The following is a 16,338-nucleotide window of genomic DNA, read 5'->3' on the forward strand; positions in this document are numbered from 1 at the left end:
AGAAGCTGCTCTAAGGAATTAAACATTTCCCTGGTCTTACTGTTTTGTATAAGGTTCAATAGTTTGAATAGTACCATCGGCATTATGATGAAGCTCTGTTACCTTTACATTACGCAAAGGTGTTTTACCAGAAAGCTCAACATCATGATAGAAAAGATACCACTTACCTTTTATTTCTACAATAGAATGGTGGTTTGTCCATCCCAGTACAGGTTTAAGCACAACCCCTTTATAAGTAAAAGGCCCATAAGGACTATCTCCTATTGCATAATTGATAAAGTGCGTATCACCTGTTGAATATGAGAAATAGTATTTACCGTTATATTTATGCACCCATGAAGCTTCAAAAAACCTGCGGTCATGGTCTTTCCCTAATATCTCTTTACCGTTCTCGTCTAGTAGTTTTATTTCTTTAACGGGCTCAGCAAATTCAAGCATGTTCTTGCTTAGCTTTGCAACACGTGGACTGATAGCAGGCTCATCGTCTTTCTGAAGATCAGTCTTTGATCCGTTCGCATCATATTTACCGGTAGCCCAGCGTTGAAGCTGTCCGCCCCAGATACCACCAAAGTACATATAGAAAGAGCCATCTGTATCCTGGAACACTGCAGGATCTATACTATAGCTGTTCTTGATAGGTTGAGGCTCAGCCTTAAAAGGACCAGCAGGTGATGTACTCGTTGCTACACCAATTCTGAAAACATCTTGTTTATCCTTAGCGGGAAAATATAAGTAGTACTTTCCATCTTTGTGAGCTGCGTCCGGAGCCCACAATTGTCTGCCTGCCCAGGGAACATCTTTAATATCCAACGCAACACCATGATCGGTAACTTGTCCACCGATGCTATCCATTGAAAGAATATGGTAATCTTTCATGTCAAAGTGATCACCCATGTCATTCTCTGGTGCACCCGTATCGATGTCGTGTGAAGGATAAATGTAGATCTTTCCATCAAACACATGCGCAGAAGGGTCTGCCGTATAGATATGTTCTACCAGCGGTTTGGAAATAGACTTGGCTTCATTTGCTGAGGTATCTTTAATTGAGTCCGGTTCCTCAGTTAGATCGGAACTCTTCTTGTTACCGCAAGACGTTGTTCCGAAAACTGAGGCAACCATAATTCCAATCATGGAAAGGCGAAATAACCTGTTGTGCAAGAGCATATTTGTACGTTTGGAGTTAGTAGTTTAATTTCCATCTAAGCTCCTAAAATTTAATCAAATAGTCAACATGACTATACTTCTATTTTATTCACCTCCTTAAAGGGTTGAAAGAAGTTTACACGAAATGCCGCGCTATCGAGCTGAATTACATCACTTATATCTCCAAGTATCTCGTCGATAAGCCCAAAAGATTTTGCTTCTGGTGCACTTAAATATTTGTCGCGCAGGAAATAGTCTTCAATTTCCTTCCAGGTATGTCCTGAATGCTTACCCATTAAATGGAACAATTGAGTCTGAAGTCGCTCCTGCTCGCGGGTAGCAATCCTTACGTCTTCCGTATAACCTTGTGCTCCTCCTCCTGTAGGATGCATGTGAATGGTGGCGTGTGGCAAAGCATAACGCTGACCTTTTGCGCCTGACGTCAGCAGTGCGGTGCCCATACTTGCAGAAACGCCTACTGCTACAGTAGAAACAGGTGCCTGTATCATTTGCATGGTGTCATATATTGCCAATCCTGCATATACGCTTCCGCCGGGACTATTAATATACAAGCTGATCGGTTTCTTCTGGTCTACGCTATTTAAATAGAGAAGCTGAGCAACAATAAGATTAGCAACAGCATCGTTAATACCTGTTCCAAGAAAAACAATTCTTTCCTTTAGTAACAAGCTGTAAATATCGTACGCACGTTCTCCCCGCCCATTGTTTTCTATAACCATGGGAACAATACTTGAATTAATCATAATATTATGGTTTAAATATTTTACGAACGCTCTCCTGGAACTTGACTTTTGCAGGATCGCTGAAAATGATATGATGGATATGTGCTACTTCGCGCTTCAAAAATCTTCTGTGATAGAGATCGATTAGGCGGTAAACTTTCTTCTGAAGCCCGAGATGCAACTGCAATACCTTGTTTTCTGATAACTCGATTTCGAAAGACAACTTCTCTTCATCGGTCATCTTCTCCTGCAGATAGCGCTCTATGGTTCTGATCTCATTCAAAGAAGTCCTCATAAGTAAGTTGTTTTTCTTTTACTGTATCCCTTACACGTTCAAGGCATTTATACTTTTGAACCGTTGCAGTATGTTCATTTCTATAACCCAGAAAATTCATGATCTCTTTTATCGACTTATTGTCATGATAAAATGAGACAAGAAGGTCAAGACACTTCTTACCGGTTTCTTCCAATAGGTGAAGAAGTCTCTCTTCGTTCATGGTAGTGTTATGCGTGTCAGGAATAACAATTTCAGATTCCGAAACACTAAAAGTTACAACATGCTGATCTTTCCTGAACTTCCTTATCCACAAATGCTTTGCTATTCCCAGAATGTATGCTTCATGGGAGGCGCTGATAACAAAGCCTTCAATTGACGACTTCTCATAATACACTACTAATGCCTCCTGGAAAATATCTTTGGCGTCATCAAAGTTACCGTTCATCTTCCTGACAAATCTTGCCACTGCAGGAAAAGAAGATTCGTACAATTCATAGAATAGCTTCTCCCGATTGATTTTTATTGTCGATTCTGATGCCGTTTTGAACATAACCATCCTTTATTAGTATGTGCATATAAAACAGAAAATATCACCTCTAATAACCAACTTTTTTTTAGAGGCTAAAATCCATCCATATCAACTTAAGCAGCATAAAAGCGCTGTTGACACTGGCCAAATTACTAATTAGACGCGATTACTAAGAATTTTTATTCTTCTTCTGGCTGCTGTAGGCGAAAGAACCCGAAGCTAAACTTTTTGCACGCTTTCTGCGCTTGTCAATGATAATATAGAGAATGAGGCAGATAACTGAGATTCCGCCGATGATTAGCAAAGCGTTTTCGATTTTACCATTTCTCCCAAAAATGGCAAGCAGAACAATTAAGGGTATAATTCCTGTAACAGAAGACAGGATAAATTTACGGTAAGACATTTTTAATATGCCCGCAACAAGGCTTAGCGAGTCATTTGAGAACGATGATAACCTGAAAATGAATACTGCACCCATGCCATAATCTTTAACAAAGCTTGCAAGCTTGTCCTGGGTAGATACACTTACAAATTTACTTACTGTCACAAAACTTAGTCTTCTTCCAATGAAGTACCCCACCGTAGAGGCTGCAAAAATACCAACCCATGCAATTATTGATCCCCATACCGGTCCATAGCTGAGAATAGCGATCATCATTAAAAGAACATTAGGAACCACAAACAGAAACATCTGAAGAATCATAACCACAATGATTACAAGAGGGCCCCAAAATCCGAACTGAGAGACCCATTCCTTTGTGCGTTGCTCATCATCGCTTGTTAAAACTTCATAAGCTTCATTTATAAAGCTTTGAAAACCTGGTATCAGAAAATAAGAACCTACCATTATTACTATTACAGAAATTGAGACAATAAGTGGTAATTTACTTGTACCCGTGTTTGTAACAATATTTTTGTTCCTCGTTTTCATCTCCATGTATTTTATAAAAACTATACCCGCTAACTAACTGAGTTCTGTTTATTTTATAATTTTCAGCATGAGAAAAACGCTGGGCGAGCAGGAAGGTATACGCAAACATTTTCGTGCGTATTTTGAGCGGTTCGGTAAAAAAGTAAACTACAATGGGTATACAGATACAACCCTTCTTCTAAGAAATATTGTCGATGTTGAAACGCAACAAGTTGTTACGGATCACTTATGGCTGAGCTACACAAAAGGGTTTGAGAAAGTTAATTTAAAGGAAGGAATGACGATAGTGTTTGAGGCACGCGTGAAAGAATACAAAAAAGGTTATGTTAATAAAGCGATAGGAATTAATAACAGAAGAAAAGATTTCAAACTGAGCTTCCCGACCAAGATCAGAATTGTGAGTGATAAAACTCAGAACAAAGACAATTGATCTGAAACTTTTTCGTTATTAACCTTCTGAAGAAGATCTCCGAAATTAGATAGTGAAATGCCAAGTAACCTGATTCGCTTGTTGGCAACTTCAGTGGCTGCGAGTAGTTCCTTGGAAGTTTGCAAAATGAGATTATAATCATCTACTGCATTCTCAAAAGAATGACTTCGTGTTATCTGCTTAAAATCGTGATATTTAATTTTTAGTGTTATCGTTCTTCCTTTGAGCTTATGTTTAAGCAAACGATCCTGCACCAGTACAGCAAGTTTGTCGAGCTCTACATGCATTGCTTCAACGGTTGTAAGATCAAATGGAAATGTATCCTCTGCTCCTACAGATTTTACTTCTCGGTGGGGTTGTACTTTCCGATCATCAATTCCTCTTACAATTTTGTAAAAGAACTTACCCGTTTTACCGAAGTGCTTCGTCATGTCAGCTTCAGAAAGTTTTTTCAGGTCTGCTCCCGTATACAAGCCTAACTCCCGCATCTTTTCTGCAGTAACTTTTCCAACACCATGAAACTTTTCAACAGGAAGATTTTCCATAAAAGCACTGATGCGCGAGGGCCCAATGAATGCCATTCCATCAGGCTTGTTAATGTCTGACGCAATCTTGGCTACAAACTTGTTGATTGATATTCCGGCGGAAGCTGTTAAATTTAATTCCTGTCTGATGGCCTCTCTTATCTGCTTGGCAATTTCTATAGCCGACCCAATGTTCTGCTTGTCTTCCGTCACATCCAGGTAAGCCTCATCTAACGACAATGGCTCAATAATATCTGTGTAACGCTCAAATATTTCGCGGATCTGCTTCGACACCTGTTTGTAAACATCAAACCTTGGCTTGATAAAAATAATATCAGGACAAAGTTGTTTTGCTTTTTTGGATGGCATTGCTGAATGAACTCCAAATTTTCTCGCCTCATAGCTGGCCGTAGCCACTACACCACCACGGCCCTCAGGTGAGCCTCCTACAGCAATTGGTTTACCTCGATATTCAGGGTTATCACGCTGCTCTACTGATGCATAATAAGCATCCATATCTACGTGAATAATCTTCCTATGTCCTGAATCGTTCATGAAATTTGTGCAAATCTAATCCGATTTAAAAAATCTTTAAAGAATTATATGTCCGAAATGCCACTCATTTACAACGATAGGACGAGATATAAGCAGTGAATGCAGGTAACACCTCAACGTTGCTATCGTACCGGTTCAGTTACAACCGGCAGGCAACTAGAAATGTCGCTAAGGAGTAATATTAAAGAATGACGCCCTTTTGCATTAATCTTCCGCTGAAATTGAATCAATAAGAAAGTATAATTCATTGCGTTTCTTTTATACATCAACATCAAATTTTAAAAAGCTTCAAATTTTACCTTCAAAAACTGACCAATGGTGCATAGGTGGCACAGTTTTGTCCAACCCGAAAGAATAAAAAAGTCTTAGTCATGGGAGAGAGAATTGTGGTGGTTGAAGATGATCAGGATATCCAATACCTGCTTCAGGACACATTGTCCCGAGCGGGTTATACGGTAGAAGTACTTCCAAATGGTGATAATTTAATTAACCGTGCTGTAAGTACGCCCGATCTCTTCCTGCTTGATGTGAACCTACCTGGAATCAATGGCTTAGAGCTATGCAGATTCCTTAAATTAAATGCAGTTACGAAGAATGTTCCAGTAATACTGGTTTCAGCCTTTCCAGGTTTAAGAAGCGTAGCACCTAAATACTATGCAGACGATTCATTGGAAAAGCCGTTCAATTTTAAAAATCTTATCAATGTTATTTCAAAACATCTTGGTAAACAAAAAGATGTAGGAATGGCAAGCGCCTAATTTTTAATTTGAATGTTATGTAGAAATTAATTTTGATGTTTTTCCTTCCCACTTCTCAATCAATAATTTTTTTATTGGCTAGGCAGCTATTCTATTTTTTTAGCAGCAGAAGCACCTTTTTTAAGGTATCTCGACCCATATTTCAGTAATAAACTGCAAACAAAACAGTTTGGATTTTAGTATATTTGATCATATCAGTTGAATATGCGTGAAACACTTGAAATCAGAACTGACCATAAGTACGTTGAGGTTGCTGAAAGAATTGAAACTTTAATAGAAAAGAAAGTTCTAAAAGTTGGTGACAAATTGCTGTCTGTTCGTGCGCTGAGTAAAGAGCAAGGCATCAGTTTAAGCACGGCATTTCAAGCTTATTACTTTCTTGAAAGCAAGGGTCTAATCGAGGCACGGCCCCAGTCGGGCTATTATGTAAAATTTTCAAGAGAGTATACGCGCGACCTTCCTAAAACCAGTGAGCCTTTTGATGACGCGACACCTGTAAGCGTCGATGACATGATCAACAGTGTTTATGTTGACCTCAATGCGGAAAAGATTCTCAATTTTTCTACCGGTGCTCCTGCCGTAGAACTGCTGCCCACAGCCAAGCTAAACAAAGCGGTAATGCACGTACTGCGCGATTCAAAAACCAGCTGCCTGCACTACGAACATATTCAGGGAAACGTATTGTTAAGAAAACAAATTGCAAGGCAAGCTTTTAACTGGGGTGGCGCGCCAAGTGAAGATGATATTATTGTTACTGCAGGTACAGTTGAAGCACTTTCACTTTGCGTGAAGGCGATAACAAAACCAGGAGATGCAATTGCGATAGAAAGCCCTACATACTTCGCCATCTTCCAGGTAATGGAAAGTCACGGTTTAAAAGTTGTTGAAATTCCTACTAATCCCTTAACGGGAATTGACCTTGACTATCTCGAAAAGGCAATTCCAAGGTTTGATATTAAAGCATGTCTTTTCGTGAATAACTTCAATAACCCATTAGGTAGCTGCATGCCCGACGAAAACAAAAAGCGCCTGGTTGATATGCTTGCCAAAAAAGAAATCCCATTAATTGAAGACGATATTTATGGCGAGTTGTATTTTGGTAAAACCCGACCTAAAACCTGCAAAACTTACGATAAAAAAGGACTTGTATTGCATTGTGCATCATTCTCGAAATCACTCGCACCGGGCTATCGCATTGGGTGGACTATACCGGGAAGATTTAAAGAAAAGATTCTGCGGTTAAAGAGAATGCACACCGTTTCAACAAACACCTTAACACAAGCTGCGGTAGCAAACTTTTTAAGTAACGGAAGGTTTGAGTTACACTTGCGCCATTTACGCAAAGCCTTGCACACACAATCACTCCGTTATATACAAGCTGTGTCAGATTTATTTCCTGAAGATGCGTGTGTAACAAGACCACAAGGAGGTTTTACCTTATGGATTGAAATGAATGCGAAGATTAATGCGTTTAAACTACACAAGCGCGCTCTCAAACATAACATTGGCATAGCCCCGGGACAGATATTTTCATCACAAGGTAAATTCGAAAATTGCTTTCGGATAAGTTATGGTCAACCCTGGAGTAGCAGAATTGAACAAGGATTAAGTACCTTGGGCAAACTGATGAAAGACTATAAGTAAGATTTATAATCAAAAGCAGGAGACAAACCGAAATCCATATGCGAGCTTGAAAAGCTTTGGAAAAACCTCATTTTATTTTTGTATATCGTTGATTCTGCGTGACAATAGTTTTAATCATTTTTCTCGTGAGCAATTGAAGGAATAAAAAAATGACTTGAGTTTATGGTCTGTAAACTCTATCTTTACTTCCTGTCAGAACCATTTTTGACAACCATTGCGCATAATCGATTTACGGCCTCTTCTTTATCGCTCACCAATAACAGGGTAATAAGCTTCGAAATATACGATGCCAGCGCTATGCCGGCACTATGCGTGCGATATGTGTGCGTAAAACAGGCTGTTTTTACGTACACATACTGTACGTATACCGCACGCATGGTGCTGGCATGATTCATTCCCAAGCCATTTGGCAAGCTATGGACTTGCAGTATGTATCTTTAGTAAAAACTTACAGCTCACGTGGTGAGGTAATCCCGGAGCCTCTCTGATGCTATTCTATTGTTACACGATTTTTGCGCGAAAAGACCTATAGAAGACAAATCAGCTTTTTAAAAACCAAAAAAGTCAAATAAGCTTTTGATTTCTCTGTGTGGTGGCAGAAAATTGAATGATGCTTCTCCTTTGTGTCAGGTGCTACACGCCCAGGTCAGAACCATCTGCAATGATAAGTAGTAGCTCTTTTACTTCTTCCGCCTTTGCATGCTCACCCATTTTATCAAGAGACATAATCAGGTTACGAAAAACTCTTCTGATAATATCCAGGCTAGAGCAAGGCTCGAAGAACGAGCTTTGCGGCGCAAGATGAAGTTCACCGATGTAGTTCTCTATGTCTTGTCGAGAGAAAATAAGCCCTTTATTAAAGGCGTTTATATAGAACTGGTTGTGACGTTCATCCTTATAGGTTAGTACGAATAAGTTTGGGAGGTTAACACCGTAAACTGGCAACTTAAGCTTTTGGGCTACAAGCATGTAAATAACACACAATGTGATCGGGTTTCCCCTCCGTGTTTCCAACACTACATTAAGCATTGAATTACCTGGAGAATGGAAATTCTTGGTGTTCGCTCCAAACTTCAATTTATTGAAAATTACACTGTTGATCAGCTTCACCTGATCGAACGGATAGAGATCGGGTTTGAACTCAAGCCATGTTTCGTAATATAACTGTTCGAGGTCTTGTTTAAGTTTGGGAAGTTCAAGATCGGGGTACTGGTAGGTAGCAACCAACCACATTCCCGTGAGCAGGTCCTGTTCCTCACTTGCATACCACTGCTTCAACCTTTCTTTCAATAACTCATACTGTAGTGTATGGATAAGGTCTTCTATCCGTCTTTGAACCTGCGAGTTGAAATTTACTTCCCACTCCTGTTCAAGAAATGGTATAACGCTGGTTCCTAGCGATAATATTTTTTCCTGAACATGGCTAACAATTTGTTCATCCTCATCATCTAAAAGAGATACCAACGCTTTGAATTCTTTAGGCTCCATCCTGCTCTTTCAATTTTTATAACAGCTATAATAAGGCTGTAAGGTAAAAAAATTCCTTCTAACAAAAAGTGGCAGTTGCCAAGAGGTTATGTTTGAATAACACCAACGTTAAATTTTTCGAGAGGAGCAAAGTCTGCTGCTTCTATCCCCATTGAAATAAACTTCCTGGTTTCGAGTGGGTCAATTACAGCATCCACCCAAAGACGGGCAGCCGCGTAGTAAGGACTTAGCTGTTCGTTATACCTGTCGGTTATTTCCTTTAACAACTTCTCCTCCTCTTCTTTTGTGATCTGTTGTCCCTGTGCTTTCAGGGTATTCACTCTAATCTGCAACAATGTTTTTGCGGCAGATGCACCACTCATTACAGCAATTTGTGATGTTGGCCATGCTACAATAAGTCTTGGATCATAGGCTTTGCCGCACATGGCATAGTTACCAGCACCATAAGAATTACCAATTACAACAGTAAATTTAGGTACGGTAGAATTTGCCATGGCGTTTACCATCTTTGCTCCGTCTTTAATAATCCCACCATGCTCTGCTTTACTTCCAACCATAAAGCCACTTACATCCTGCAGGAACACAAGCGGAATTCTTCTTTGATTGCAATTCATGATAAAGCGCGCGGCTTTATCGGCAGCGTCAGAATAAATAACACCGCCCATCTGCATTTCACCTTTCTTATTCTTAACAACTTTTCTCTGGTTTGCCACTATACCCACTGCCCATCCATCAATGCGTGCTGTACCGCAGATCAGTGTTTTTCCGTAGAGCGCTTTATACTCGTCAAACTCAGAATCGTCGACAAGGCGTTTGATAATTTCAAGGGTATCGTAAGGCTTGGCACGATCAGCAGGAAAAATTCCAAAGATATCTTCTGGTTTTTCCTTTGGAGGTAACGCCTTTACACGATTAAAACCTGTTCTGGGAAGCGCACCCAGTTTTCTAAACAACGACCTGATGTAGTCGAGGCATGCCTGATCATTCGGGAACTTGTTATCTGTAACGCCCGATATCTCGCAATGTGTTGTAGCACCGCCTAGCGTTTCGTTATCTATATCTTCACCAATAGCAGCTTTGACCAGGTATGACCCTGCCAGAAATATAGATCCGGTTTTATCAACAATCATTGCCTCATCAGACATGATCGGGAGATAAGCACCTCCTGCAACACAACTTCCCATAATAGCCGCGACCTGTATGATGCCCATTGCAGACATCTTTGCATTATTTCTGAATTGCCTGCCGAAGTGTTCTTTGTCAGGAAAGATCTCATCCTGCATGGGAAGGAAAACCCCGGCGCTATCAACAAGATAAACAATGGGAAGGTGGTTTTCCATGGCTATCTCCTGCGCCCGCAAATTCTTTTTTGCAGTAATAGGAAACCATGCCCCGGCCTTTACGGTAGCATCATTGGCTACAATAACACATTGCCTTCCCTCTATATATCCGATACCGGTAACAACACCTGCAGAAGGGCAACCTCCTACTTCTTTATACATTCCTTCGCCCGCAAACAATCCTATTTCAAGGAACTCTGATTTTTTATCAATAAGATAAGCGATGCGCTCGCGCGCTGTGAGTTTACCTTTCTGATGTTGCTCTTCAATTTTTTTCTCCCCTCCGCCCAGCTTTACCTTTTTTTCCTTTGTGCGAAGATTACTCACCAGTAACTTAAACTGATCTTCATTCTTGTTGAACTCCAAATCGATTTTAGACATAATGCAAATAAGATGTTGTTAAAAGCGTCAACTACTTTTAATGCCCTAGGTATATACAGGTAGAAAACACACATCAGAACATCATATAAACTATCTATGAAAAAAAGCTCGATACAATGTTCTGAAGTTTAAAAGTGAATTTCATTTCCTAATTCTTCTTTGCTTTACGCTGTTCCTCCAGTTCCTTTTCTATCTTCTTACGGCTCTTACCCAGAGGTGCCATGAAATGGCGGGGGTTAGAATTGAAATGATCGGTAAGAGAATCAAGGTTATTCAGCAAAGTATTTAAGTTCACATATAAGGAATCTTCCGTCATGAGTTTGCTCACGGTATTCTTCCCGCTATTTAACTTAGAGAGGGTTTCATTAATCTTCGCAAGTGTTTGCTGTGTTTTGTTAATGGTACCACTCAGCTCAATTTGTTTTAATGAGTCAGATATGGTTCTGAAGTTTTGAATAGTAGGCTTCAGTTCTGATAATGTTGAATTAAGATTGGTGCCTACATTCTGAAATGTTCCGCTGATCTCTCCTACATTTCCTTTTACCGATGAAATGGTACTGTTCAGTAATTTTGGTGTAGCCCGAAGGTCACTGAGCATATAGTTGATCTTTAATGCGCTACTGTTCAACGTATCGAGCATGGTATTTAACTTCTTCAGCGTTGTCTGCAAATTGGCAGCTACAGGTTCTGCATTTTCAGCAATAAGCTCAGCCAAACCTTTGGCTACATCAGAACGAATGGTGTCATTAGCGCTAAGTGGTTCAGGACTGGCGCCCACAACAAGTTGAATGAAGCGACCGCCCAGTAGTTCACCATTTAATACGGCAATGGAAGACTTATTAATCTTGATTTCAGAATCTATTGATAATTCAACAACCACACGGTTTTTGTCCTGTTGAATTTGTATATCACTAACGCGCCCTACAGAGTAGCCATTGAGGTAGATGAGATTTGATTCAGTTAGTTTATCTACATTTCTGTATATAGCGTAGTATTTATTATCGGAAGAGAAAAAGTCAATTCCTTTTAAGAAGTTAAACCCAAAGTACAACAATACTATGGACACAATCATGAACAATCCTACTTTCAGTTCTTTCGATAATTTCATGGATTACCCAGTTAATTTACTTATGCGGTAGACGCAATTCGGGCTCAATTTATAGATTCTACTTCACTTTTATATTCTTTGAAGGCGCGATATATGCCGGAAGCAATAAGTTTTTGCCCTTCATCGCCTGCTAGAAATTGTTCTTCGGACTCATTTGAGAGGAAACCCGTCTCTATTAATACACTAGGCATGGTTGTGCGCCATAAAACAACAAAACCTGCCTGTTTTACTCCCCGGCTTAAACGACCAACCCGCGATTTAAATTGTTGTTCTACTTTTTGGGCAAATAATAAACTGCTTTCCTGGTAAGCACTCTGTGTGAGCGAGAATAAGATATATGACTCCGGGCTTGCAGGATCAAAGCCTTCATAGCGCTCGGCGTGGTTCTCATCCATCAAAATTACGGAGTTCTCGCGTTTGGCAACTTCAAAATTGCTATTGTCTTTGTGCATCCCCATCACAAAGGTTTCAGTGCCATAGGCCTTACTTCCAGGTAAAGAATTGGCGTGAATACAAATAAAAAGATCTGCTTTGGCCTTGTTTGCAATATTCGCGCGCTCATCAAGAGCCAGATATTTATCAGTTTTACGTGTGTAAATAACCTTTACATCAGGAAGGTTCTTCTCGATATACTCACCCAGCAATAGCGCGATTTTCAGGGCTACGTCTTTTTCTTTTGTTGCTTTTCCTTTTGTACCTGGGTCATGGCCACCGTGGCCAGCATCAATCACCACTACATCAACTTTAAATTCCGGCTTTATCAGGGTACTTGATGAATTTAGCAAGGTTATTGCTAAAAGAAGGATAGTTAATCCAATATTCCTCACAGGCAGTTCAATGTTCAAAGTATTTGCAATAACTTTACGCAAAATTGTAAATTTTTTACTAAAAGATAAAGGTAACATCTTCAAATTAGGGCTTGTGCAGCGATCGAGTTTCATTCTCTTATGTTTTTTAATCACCCTCTGCTCAGCAGCATTTGCACAGGTTGAACCTCGCGTAAAAACGCCTTCAGGTACTTTACCTGTAAAAAATGATACCAGCGGCATTACTCCTCCCGACTCTGTTGTTACCCAGCCTTCTGATACTTTAAAGAAAGATTCGGTTCAGGCACCACCGCCTAAAGGTGATATTGAAACTACTATCAACTATACTGCCAGAGATTCCATCCGGGCTACAATGGATAATAAAATGATCTGGCTTTACGGAGAAGCGAAGATAAAATATGGCGTTATTGAGCTGGAAGCTGATGAAATAGTAATTGATTACGCAAATAATACAATAACTGCCCAAAGCACGAAAGACTCTCTCGGCAACCGGATCGGCTATCCCATATTTAAGAATGGTTCGGAGGTTTATGAGACGAAAGGGATCATTTACAACTTCAAAACAAAGAGGGCCCGTATCAAGGAAGTTGTAACGCAGCAAGGCGAAGGATACCTTCATAGTGGCACGGCCTTTAAGAATGAGAAGAATGAGATCTTCAGTATCAATAACAGTTATACAACGTGTAATCTTGAGCATCCGCATTTCAGGATCAGGGCAACAAAAACAAAAGCCATCCCTGACGATAAAATTGTAGCTGGTCCTTTCTACCTTGAATTTAATGACATCCCTCTGCCGGCAGGTTTCCTTTTCGGGATGTTCCCTGCACAGCGCGAAAGTAAATCAGGGATCATTTTCCCTTCGTATGGTGAAGAACGCAGGCGCGGTTTTAACTTCAGAAACGGAGGATATTTCTTTGACATCAGCGAATACATTAAACTGGCTGTAACCGGCGATATTTATTCAAAAGGTAGTCATGCGCTGTATGTGAATTCCAATTACATGAAGCGTTACGCTTACAACGGAAGCTTTAACTTCAGTTACTCTAAAAACAGGATTACCGACAGAATAGAAGACAGAAGTGTATCCAACGACTTCAGGCTTGCATGGAGCCACTCACCACAAAGCAAAGGAACAGGCAGGTTCTCAGCATCAGTAAATGCCGCTACATCTACTTTCAATAAGAATAACAACCTGATGTTTGGTGCACCGAACGATTTATATAACAGCGGCCTGAGTAACATTACTACTAAACTGAGCTCTAACGTTTCTTATAATAAACGTTTTGCAGGAACACCTTTCTCGCTTGGTGTGAACCTGAGCCATAACCAGGATTTGCAAACCAGGTTGGTTGACCTGCCCTTGCCTAATCTTACGCTTAACATGACTAACATCTACCCTTTTCAAAGAAAGGGTGTTACAGGACCACTTGATAATTTTTCGATTGGTTACTCGATGGCAGCGACCAACCGCATTACAAACAACTTAGGAAGGCTAAGCCCTACCGCGCAACGTGATAGTATTGCACCGTTTACATTAGATAACCTTTCTTTATTTTTCAGGAATGCAAAGAATGGTATGAGGCATACGATACCTGTTTCCTATTCATTTAAGGCTTTAAAATTCTTCACTGTTTCTCCTTCCATTAACTACGAAGAGAGGTGGTATCTGGAAAGATTAAATTGGGTGCGCAACAGCGAAAATGTATATAGAGCTGATACTACGAGAGGATTTAACCGCATTGCAAACTACTCATTCAGCACCTCTTTAAATACACGTATTTATGGTATGTATTTCTTTAAGAACCCCAACAGCAGGGTAAAGGCGATAAGACATATTATCAACCCGAGCATTTCATTTGGTTATACCCCTGACTTTACAAAGAACATTAATTATTTCACGCCTATCCGAGATACGGCTACTCAAGAGATAACCCAGTATCGTTCAAATCACGAAGGCTTTGTATATGGAGGTTCTAACACCGGCCGGGCTGGTTCCATTGGCTTTGGTATTGGTAACAACCTGGAGATGAAAGTAAAATCACCGAAAGATACTGTAGAGCGAAAGGTGATGCTCTTGAACAACTTATCCCTGAGTTCGAGCTATAATCTGATGGCTGATTCCTTTAAACTAGCACCTATCGGTATTTCTGCCAACTCAAACATTCTCGATAACCTGATTAATATAAACGTATCTGCCACCTTAGATCCTTATAATTATGGTTACAAGAATATAACGGACACTGAAGGAAATGTAATTAGAAGAGTCGAGACAAGACAAAGAGGGTACGCATGGAATGGTGGATCTTTAGGTCGCATAACATCTGCCACCTTGGCATTAAGTACTAACCTCAACCCAAAAGGCAGGAGTAAAGAGCAAAGCATGCGCGAGAAAGTAGCAGAGGCTGACATTCCTGAAGCGGACAAACAGCACATTATGGCTAACCCCAATGCTTACGTTGACTTTGACATACCATGGAGTTTAAACTTGGGTTATAGCGCAAGCTATACACACCCTGTTAATCAGAAAGCCTCAATTGTACACAGTTTACAAATGAGCGGTGACCTTTCTATTTCTGAGAAATGGAAGATAAACTATACCTCTGGTTATGATTTTAAAGCGAAGGAAATAACAACCACCAGCATAGGGATAGCACGTGAACTACACTGCTGGCAGTTGAACATGAACTGGGTACCATTCGGGTACTTTACGTCCTACAACATAACCATTGCCGTGAAAGCTTCTGTACTTCAGGATTTGAAACTGGAGAGAAGGAAGCCATTCCAGGATAGGTTCTAATACCAGCACTACAAGCCGGAATCATTTTTTTACAACAGCATCTCATAACTCCAATTGAAATGAGGATTATGAGAACATTGCTGCTATACTTTTTTCTGACTGTTACACTTATTCCGGTTTTTGCTCAAAACGACGTACGCACACTTGATGTAGAGCTTAAGGACTATGAGTATCCGTTTCCTGTCAGCTATATCACCATCAAAAGCCAACTGAAGAATTATAAGATGGCCTACATGGATGTAAAGCCGAGAAATGCTAATGGCAAGAGTGTTATGCTATTGCATGGCAAAAACTTTAACGGTGCCTACTGGAAACAGACAGCAGAAAGACTTACGGCTGAAGGTTATCGTGTTATAATACCTGACCAAATAGGTTTTGGAAAATCATCAAAGCCTGAGAATTATCAATACTCTTTTCATCAGCTTGCTGCCAATACAAAATCAATACTTGACTCGCTGCGAATTGCCAAAATATCAGTGCTTGGTCATTCCATGGGTGGCATGGTGGCAACAAGATTTACGCTGATGTTTCCTGAAATAGTTGACAAGTTTATCTTGGCTAATCCCATTGGTCTTGAGGATTGGAAAGTAAAAGTACCCTATCAGTCCATAGAGAAGTGGTATGAAACAGAATTGAAACAGAACTATGAATCAATTAAACAATATCAGCTTCAAAATTACTATGATAACAAATGGAAACCCGAGTATGATCAATGGGTGAGCGTTCAGGCCGGCTGGACAACCAATCCTAATTATAAACTTATTGCCTGGAACTCGGCCCTTACTTATGACATGATCTTTACGCAACCAGTAGTCTATGAATTTCAGAACATCAAAGCGCCTACGTTGCTGATCATTGGACAG

16 protein-coding genes are annotated in these 16,338 nt (G+C 40.2%); 5 read left to right on the top strand and 11 right to left on the bottom strand.

Annotation, left to right across the window (positions count from 1 at the left end):
* Positions 1–36 precede the first annotated feature (36 nt).
* From KK060_RS19610 to KK060_RS19630, 5 genes are all read right to left on the bottom strand, one after another.
* Positions 37–1,164 (bottom strand): glycoside hydrolase family 43 protein, encoded by a 1,128-nt coding sequence (locus KK060_RS19610; protein ID WP_254155474.1) that lies wholly within the window; start codon positions 1,162–1,164, stop codon positions 37–39.
* Positions 1,165–1,235: 71 nt separating this feature from the next.
* The gene (locus tag KK060_RS19615; protein ID WP_254155475.1) at positions 1,236–1,907 is read right to left on the bottom strand and encodes a ClpP family protease; all 672 of its coding nucleotides are present in this window, start codon (positions 1,905–1,907) and stop codon (positions 1,236–1,238) included.
* A 4-nt stretch (positions 1,908–1,911) separates the two neighbouring features.
* Positions 1,912–2,181: a hypothetical protein gene (locus KK060_RS19620; protein ID WP_254155476.1), complete on the bottom strand. Its 270-nt coding sequence runs from the start codon at positions 2,179–2,181 to the stop codon at positions 1,912–1,914.
* The gene (locus tag KK060_RS19625; RefSeq protein ID WP_254155477.1) at positions 2,162–2,713 is read right to left on the bottom strand and encodes an RNA polymerase sigma factor; all 552 of its coding nucleotides are present in this window, start codon (positions 2,711–2,713) and stop codon (positions 2,162–2,164) included. The genes KK060_RS19620 and KK060_RS19625 overlap by 20 nt, the downstream gene beginning before the upstream one ends.
* A gap of 148 nt (positions 2,714–2,861) precedes the next feature.
* Positions 2,862–3,623: a TVP38/TMEM64 family protein gene (locus tag KK060_RS19630; RefSeq protein ID WP_254155478.1), complete on the bottom strand. Its 762-nt coding sequence runs from the start codon at positions 3,621–3,623 to the stop codon at positions 2,862–2,864.
* A 67-nt stretch (positions 3,624–3,690) separates the two neighbouring features.
* Between KK060_RS19630 and KK060_RS19635 the strand changes: the two genes are divergently transcribed.
* Entirely contained in the window at positions 3,691–4,053 is a 363-nt protein-coding gene (locus KK060_RS19635) for a hypothetical protein (RefSeq protein WP_254155479.1), read from the top strand.
* Here the strand turns inward: KK060_RS19635 and dinB are convergent.
* Positions 4,035–5,132, bottom strand: coding sequence for a DNA polymerase IV (gene dinB, locus KK060_RS19640; RefSeq protein WP_254155480.1), 1,098 nt, complete (start codon positions 5,130–5,132; stop codon positions 4,035–4,037). The genes KK060_RS19635 and dinB overlap by 19 nt on opposite strands.
* A gap of 371 nt (positions 5,133–5,503) precedes the next feature.
* Between dinB and KK060_RS19645 the strand changes: the two genes are divergently transcribed.
* Positions 5,504–5,890, top strand: a complete 387-nt coding sequence (locus KK060_RS19645; protein WP_254155481.1) for a response regulator — start codon at positions 5,504–5,506, stop codon at positions 5,888–5,890.
* A gap of 204 nt (positions 5,891–6,094) precedes the next feature.
* The gene (locus KK060_RS19650; protein WP_254155482.1) at positions 6,095–7,534 is read left to right on the top strand and encodes an aminotransferase-like domain-containing protein; all 1,440 of its coding nucleotides are present in this window, start codon (positions 6,095–6,097) and stop codon (positions 7,532–7,534) included.
* 182 nt (positions 7,535–7,716) lie between these two features.
* Here KK060_RS19650 and KK060_RS19655 read toward each other — a convergent pair whose 3' ends face one another.
* From KK060_RS19655 to KK060_RS19675, 5 genes are all read right to left on the bottom strand, one after another.
* Entirely contained in the window at positions 7,717–7,929 is a 213-nt protein-coding gene (locus KK060_RS19655; protein WP_254155483.1) for a hypothetical protein, read from the bottom strand.
* Between the two features lie 238 nt (positions 7,930–8,167).
* Entirely contained in the window at positions 8,168–9,022 is an 855-nt protein-coding gene (locus tag KK060_RS19660; protein ID WP_254155484.1) for a transglutaminase-like domain-containing protein, read from the bottom strand.
* Positions 9,023–9,108: 86 nt separating this feature from the next.
* Positions 9,109–10,734 (bottom strand): acyl-CoA carboxylase subunit beta, encoded by a 1,626-nt coding sequence (locus KK060_RS19665; RefSeq protein WP_254155489.1) that lies wholly within the window; start codon positions 10,732–10,734, stop codon positions 9,109–9,111.
* Positions 10,735–10,891: 157 nt separating this feature from the next.
* Complete coding sequence (locus KK060_RS19670; protein WP_254155485.1) at positions 10,892–11,851, bottom strand: MlaD family protein; 960 nt, start codon at positions 11,849–11,851, stop codon at positions 10,892–10,894.
* A gap of 44 nt (positions 11,852–11,895) precedes the next feature.
* A complete protein-coding gene (locus tag KK060_RS19675) occupies positions 11,896–12,720 on the bottom strand; it encodes an N-acetylmuramoyl-L-alanine amidase family protein (RefSeq protein ID WP_254155486.1) in 825 nt (274 codons plus the stop codon).
* Positions 12,721–12,772: 52 nt separating this feature from the next.
* On the opposite strand from KK060_RS19675, the gene KK060_RS19680 reads away from it, so the two are divergent.
* Positions 12,773–15,475 carry a putative LPS assembly protein LptD gene (locus KK060_RS19680; protein WP_254155487.1) on the top strand — a complete coding sequence of 901 codons (2,703 nt, stop codon included), beginning with the start codon at positions 12,773–12,775 and terminating at the stop codon, positions 15,473–15,475.
* A gap of 68 nt (positions 15,476–15,543) precedes the next feature.
* A partial coding sequence (locus tag KK060_RS19685) for an alpha/beta hydrolase (RefSeq protein ID WP_254155488.1) occupies positions 15,544–16,338 on the top strand: 795 nt, incomplete at its 3' end.

Origin of the sequence: Chryseosolibacter indicum (genome assembly GCF_018598585.1) — a bacterium.
In the GTDB taxonomy this organism is placed as follows: domain Bacteria; phylum Bacteroidota; class Bacteroidia; order Cytophagales; family Cyclobacteriaceae; genus Chryseosolibacter; species Chryseosolibacter indicus.

What these genes read in the sequence shown, in the direction of transcription:
- KK060_RS19615 (WP_254155475.1), bottom strand. Translation starts at nt 1,907, where the DNA reads ATGATTAATTCAAGTATTGTTCCCATGGTTATAGAAAACAATGGGCGG.
- KK060_RS19655 (WP_254155483.1), bottom strand. Translation starts at nt 7,929, where the DNA reads ATGAATCATGCCAGCACCATGCGTGCGGTATACGTACAGTATGTGTAC.
- dinB (WP_254155480.1), bottom strand. Translation starts at nt 5,132, where the DNA reads ATGAACGATTCAGGACATAGGAAGATTATTCACGTAGATATGGATGCT.
- KK060_RS19670 (WP_254155485.1), bottom strand. Translation starts at nt 11,851, where the DNA reads ATGAAATTATCGAAAGAACTGAAAGTAGGATTGTTCATGATTGTGTCC.
- KK060_RS19630 (WP_254155478.1), bottom strand. Translation starts at nt 3,623, where the DNA reads ATGAAAACGAGGAACAAAAATATTGTTACAAACACGGGTACAAGTAAA.
- KK060_RS19635 (WP_254155479.1), top strand. Translation starts at nt 3,691, where the DNA reads ATGAGAAAAACGCTGGGCGAGCAGGAAGGTATACGCAAACATTTTCGT.
- KK060_RS19645 (WP_254155481.1), top strand. Translation starts at nt 5,504, where the DNA reads ATGGGAGAGAGAATTGTGGTGGTTGAAGATGATCAGGATATCCAATAC.
- KK060_RS19625 (WP_254155477.1), bottom strand. Translation starts at nt 2,713, where the DNA reads ATGTTCAAAACGGCATCAGAATCGACAATAAAAATCAATCGGGAGAAG.
- KK060_RS19610 (WP_254155474.1), bottom strand. Translation starts at nt 1,164, where the DNA reads ATGCTCTTGCACAACAGGTTATTTCGCCTTTCCATGATTGGAATTATG.
- KK060_RS19660 (WP_254155484.1), bottom strand. Translation starts at nt 9,022, where the DNA reads ATGGAGCCTAAAGAATTCAAAGCGTTGGTATCTCTTTTAGATGATGAG.
- KK060_RS19620 (WP_254155476.1), bottom strand. Translation starts at nt 2,181, where the DNA reads ATGAGGACTTCTTTGAATGAGATCAGAACCATAGAGCGCTATCTGCAG.
- KK060_RS19650 (WP_254155482.1), top strand. Translation starts at nt 6,095, where the DNA reads ATGCGTGAAACACTTGAAATCAGAACTGACCATAAGTACGTTGAGGTT.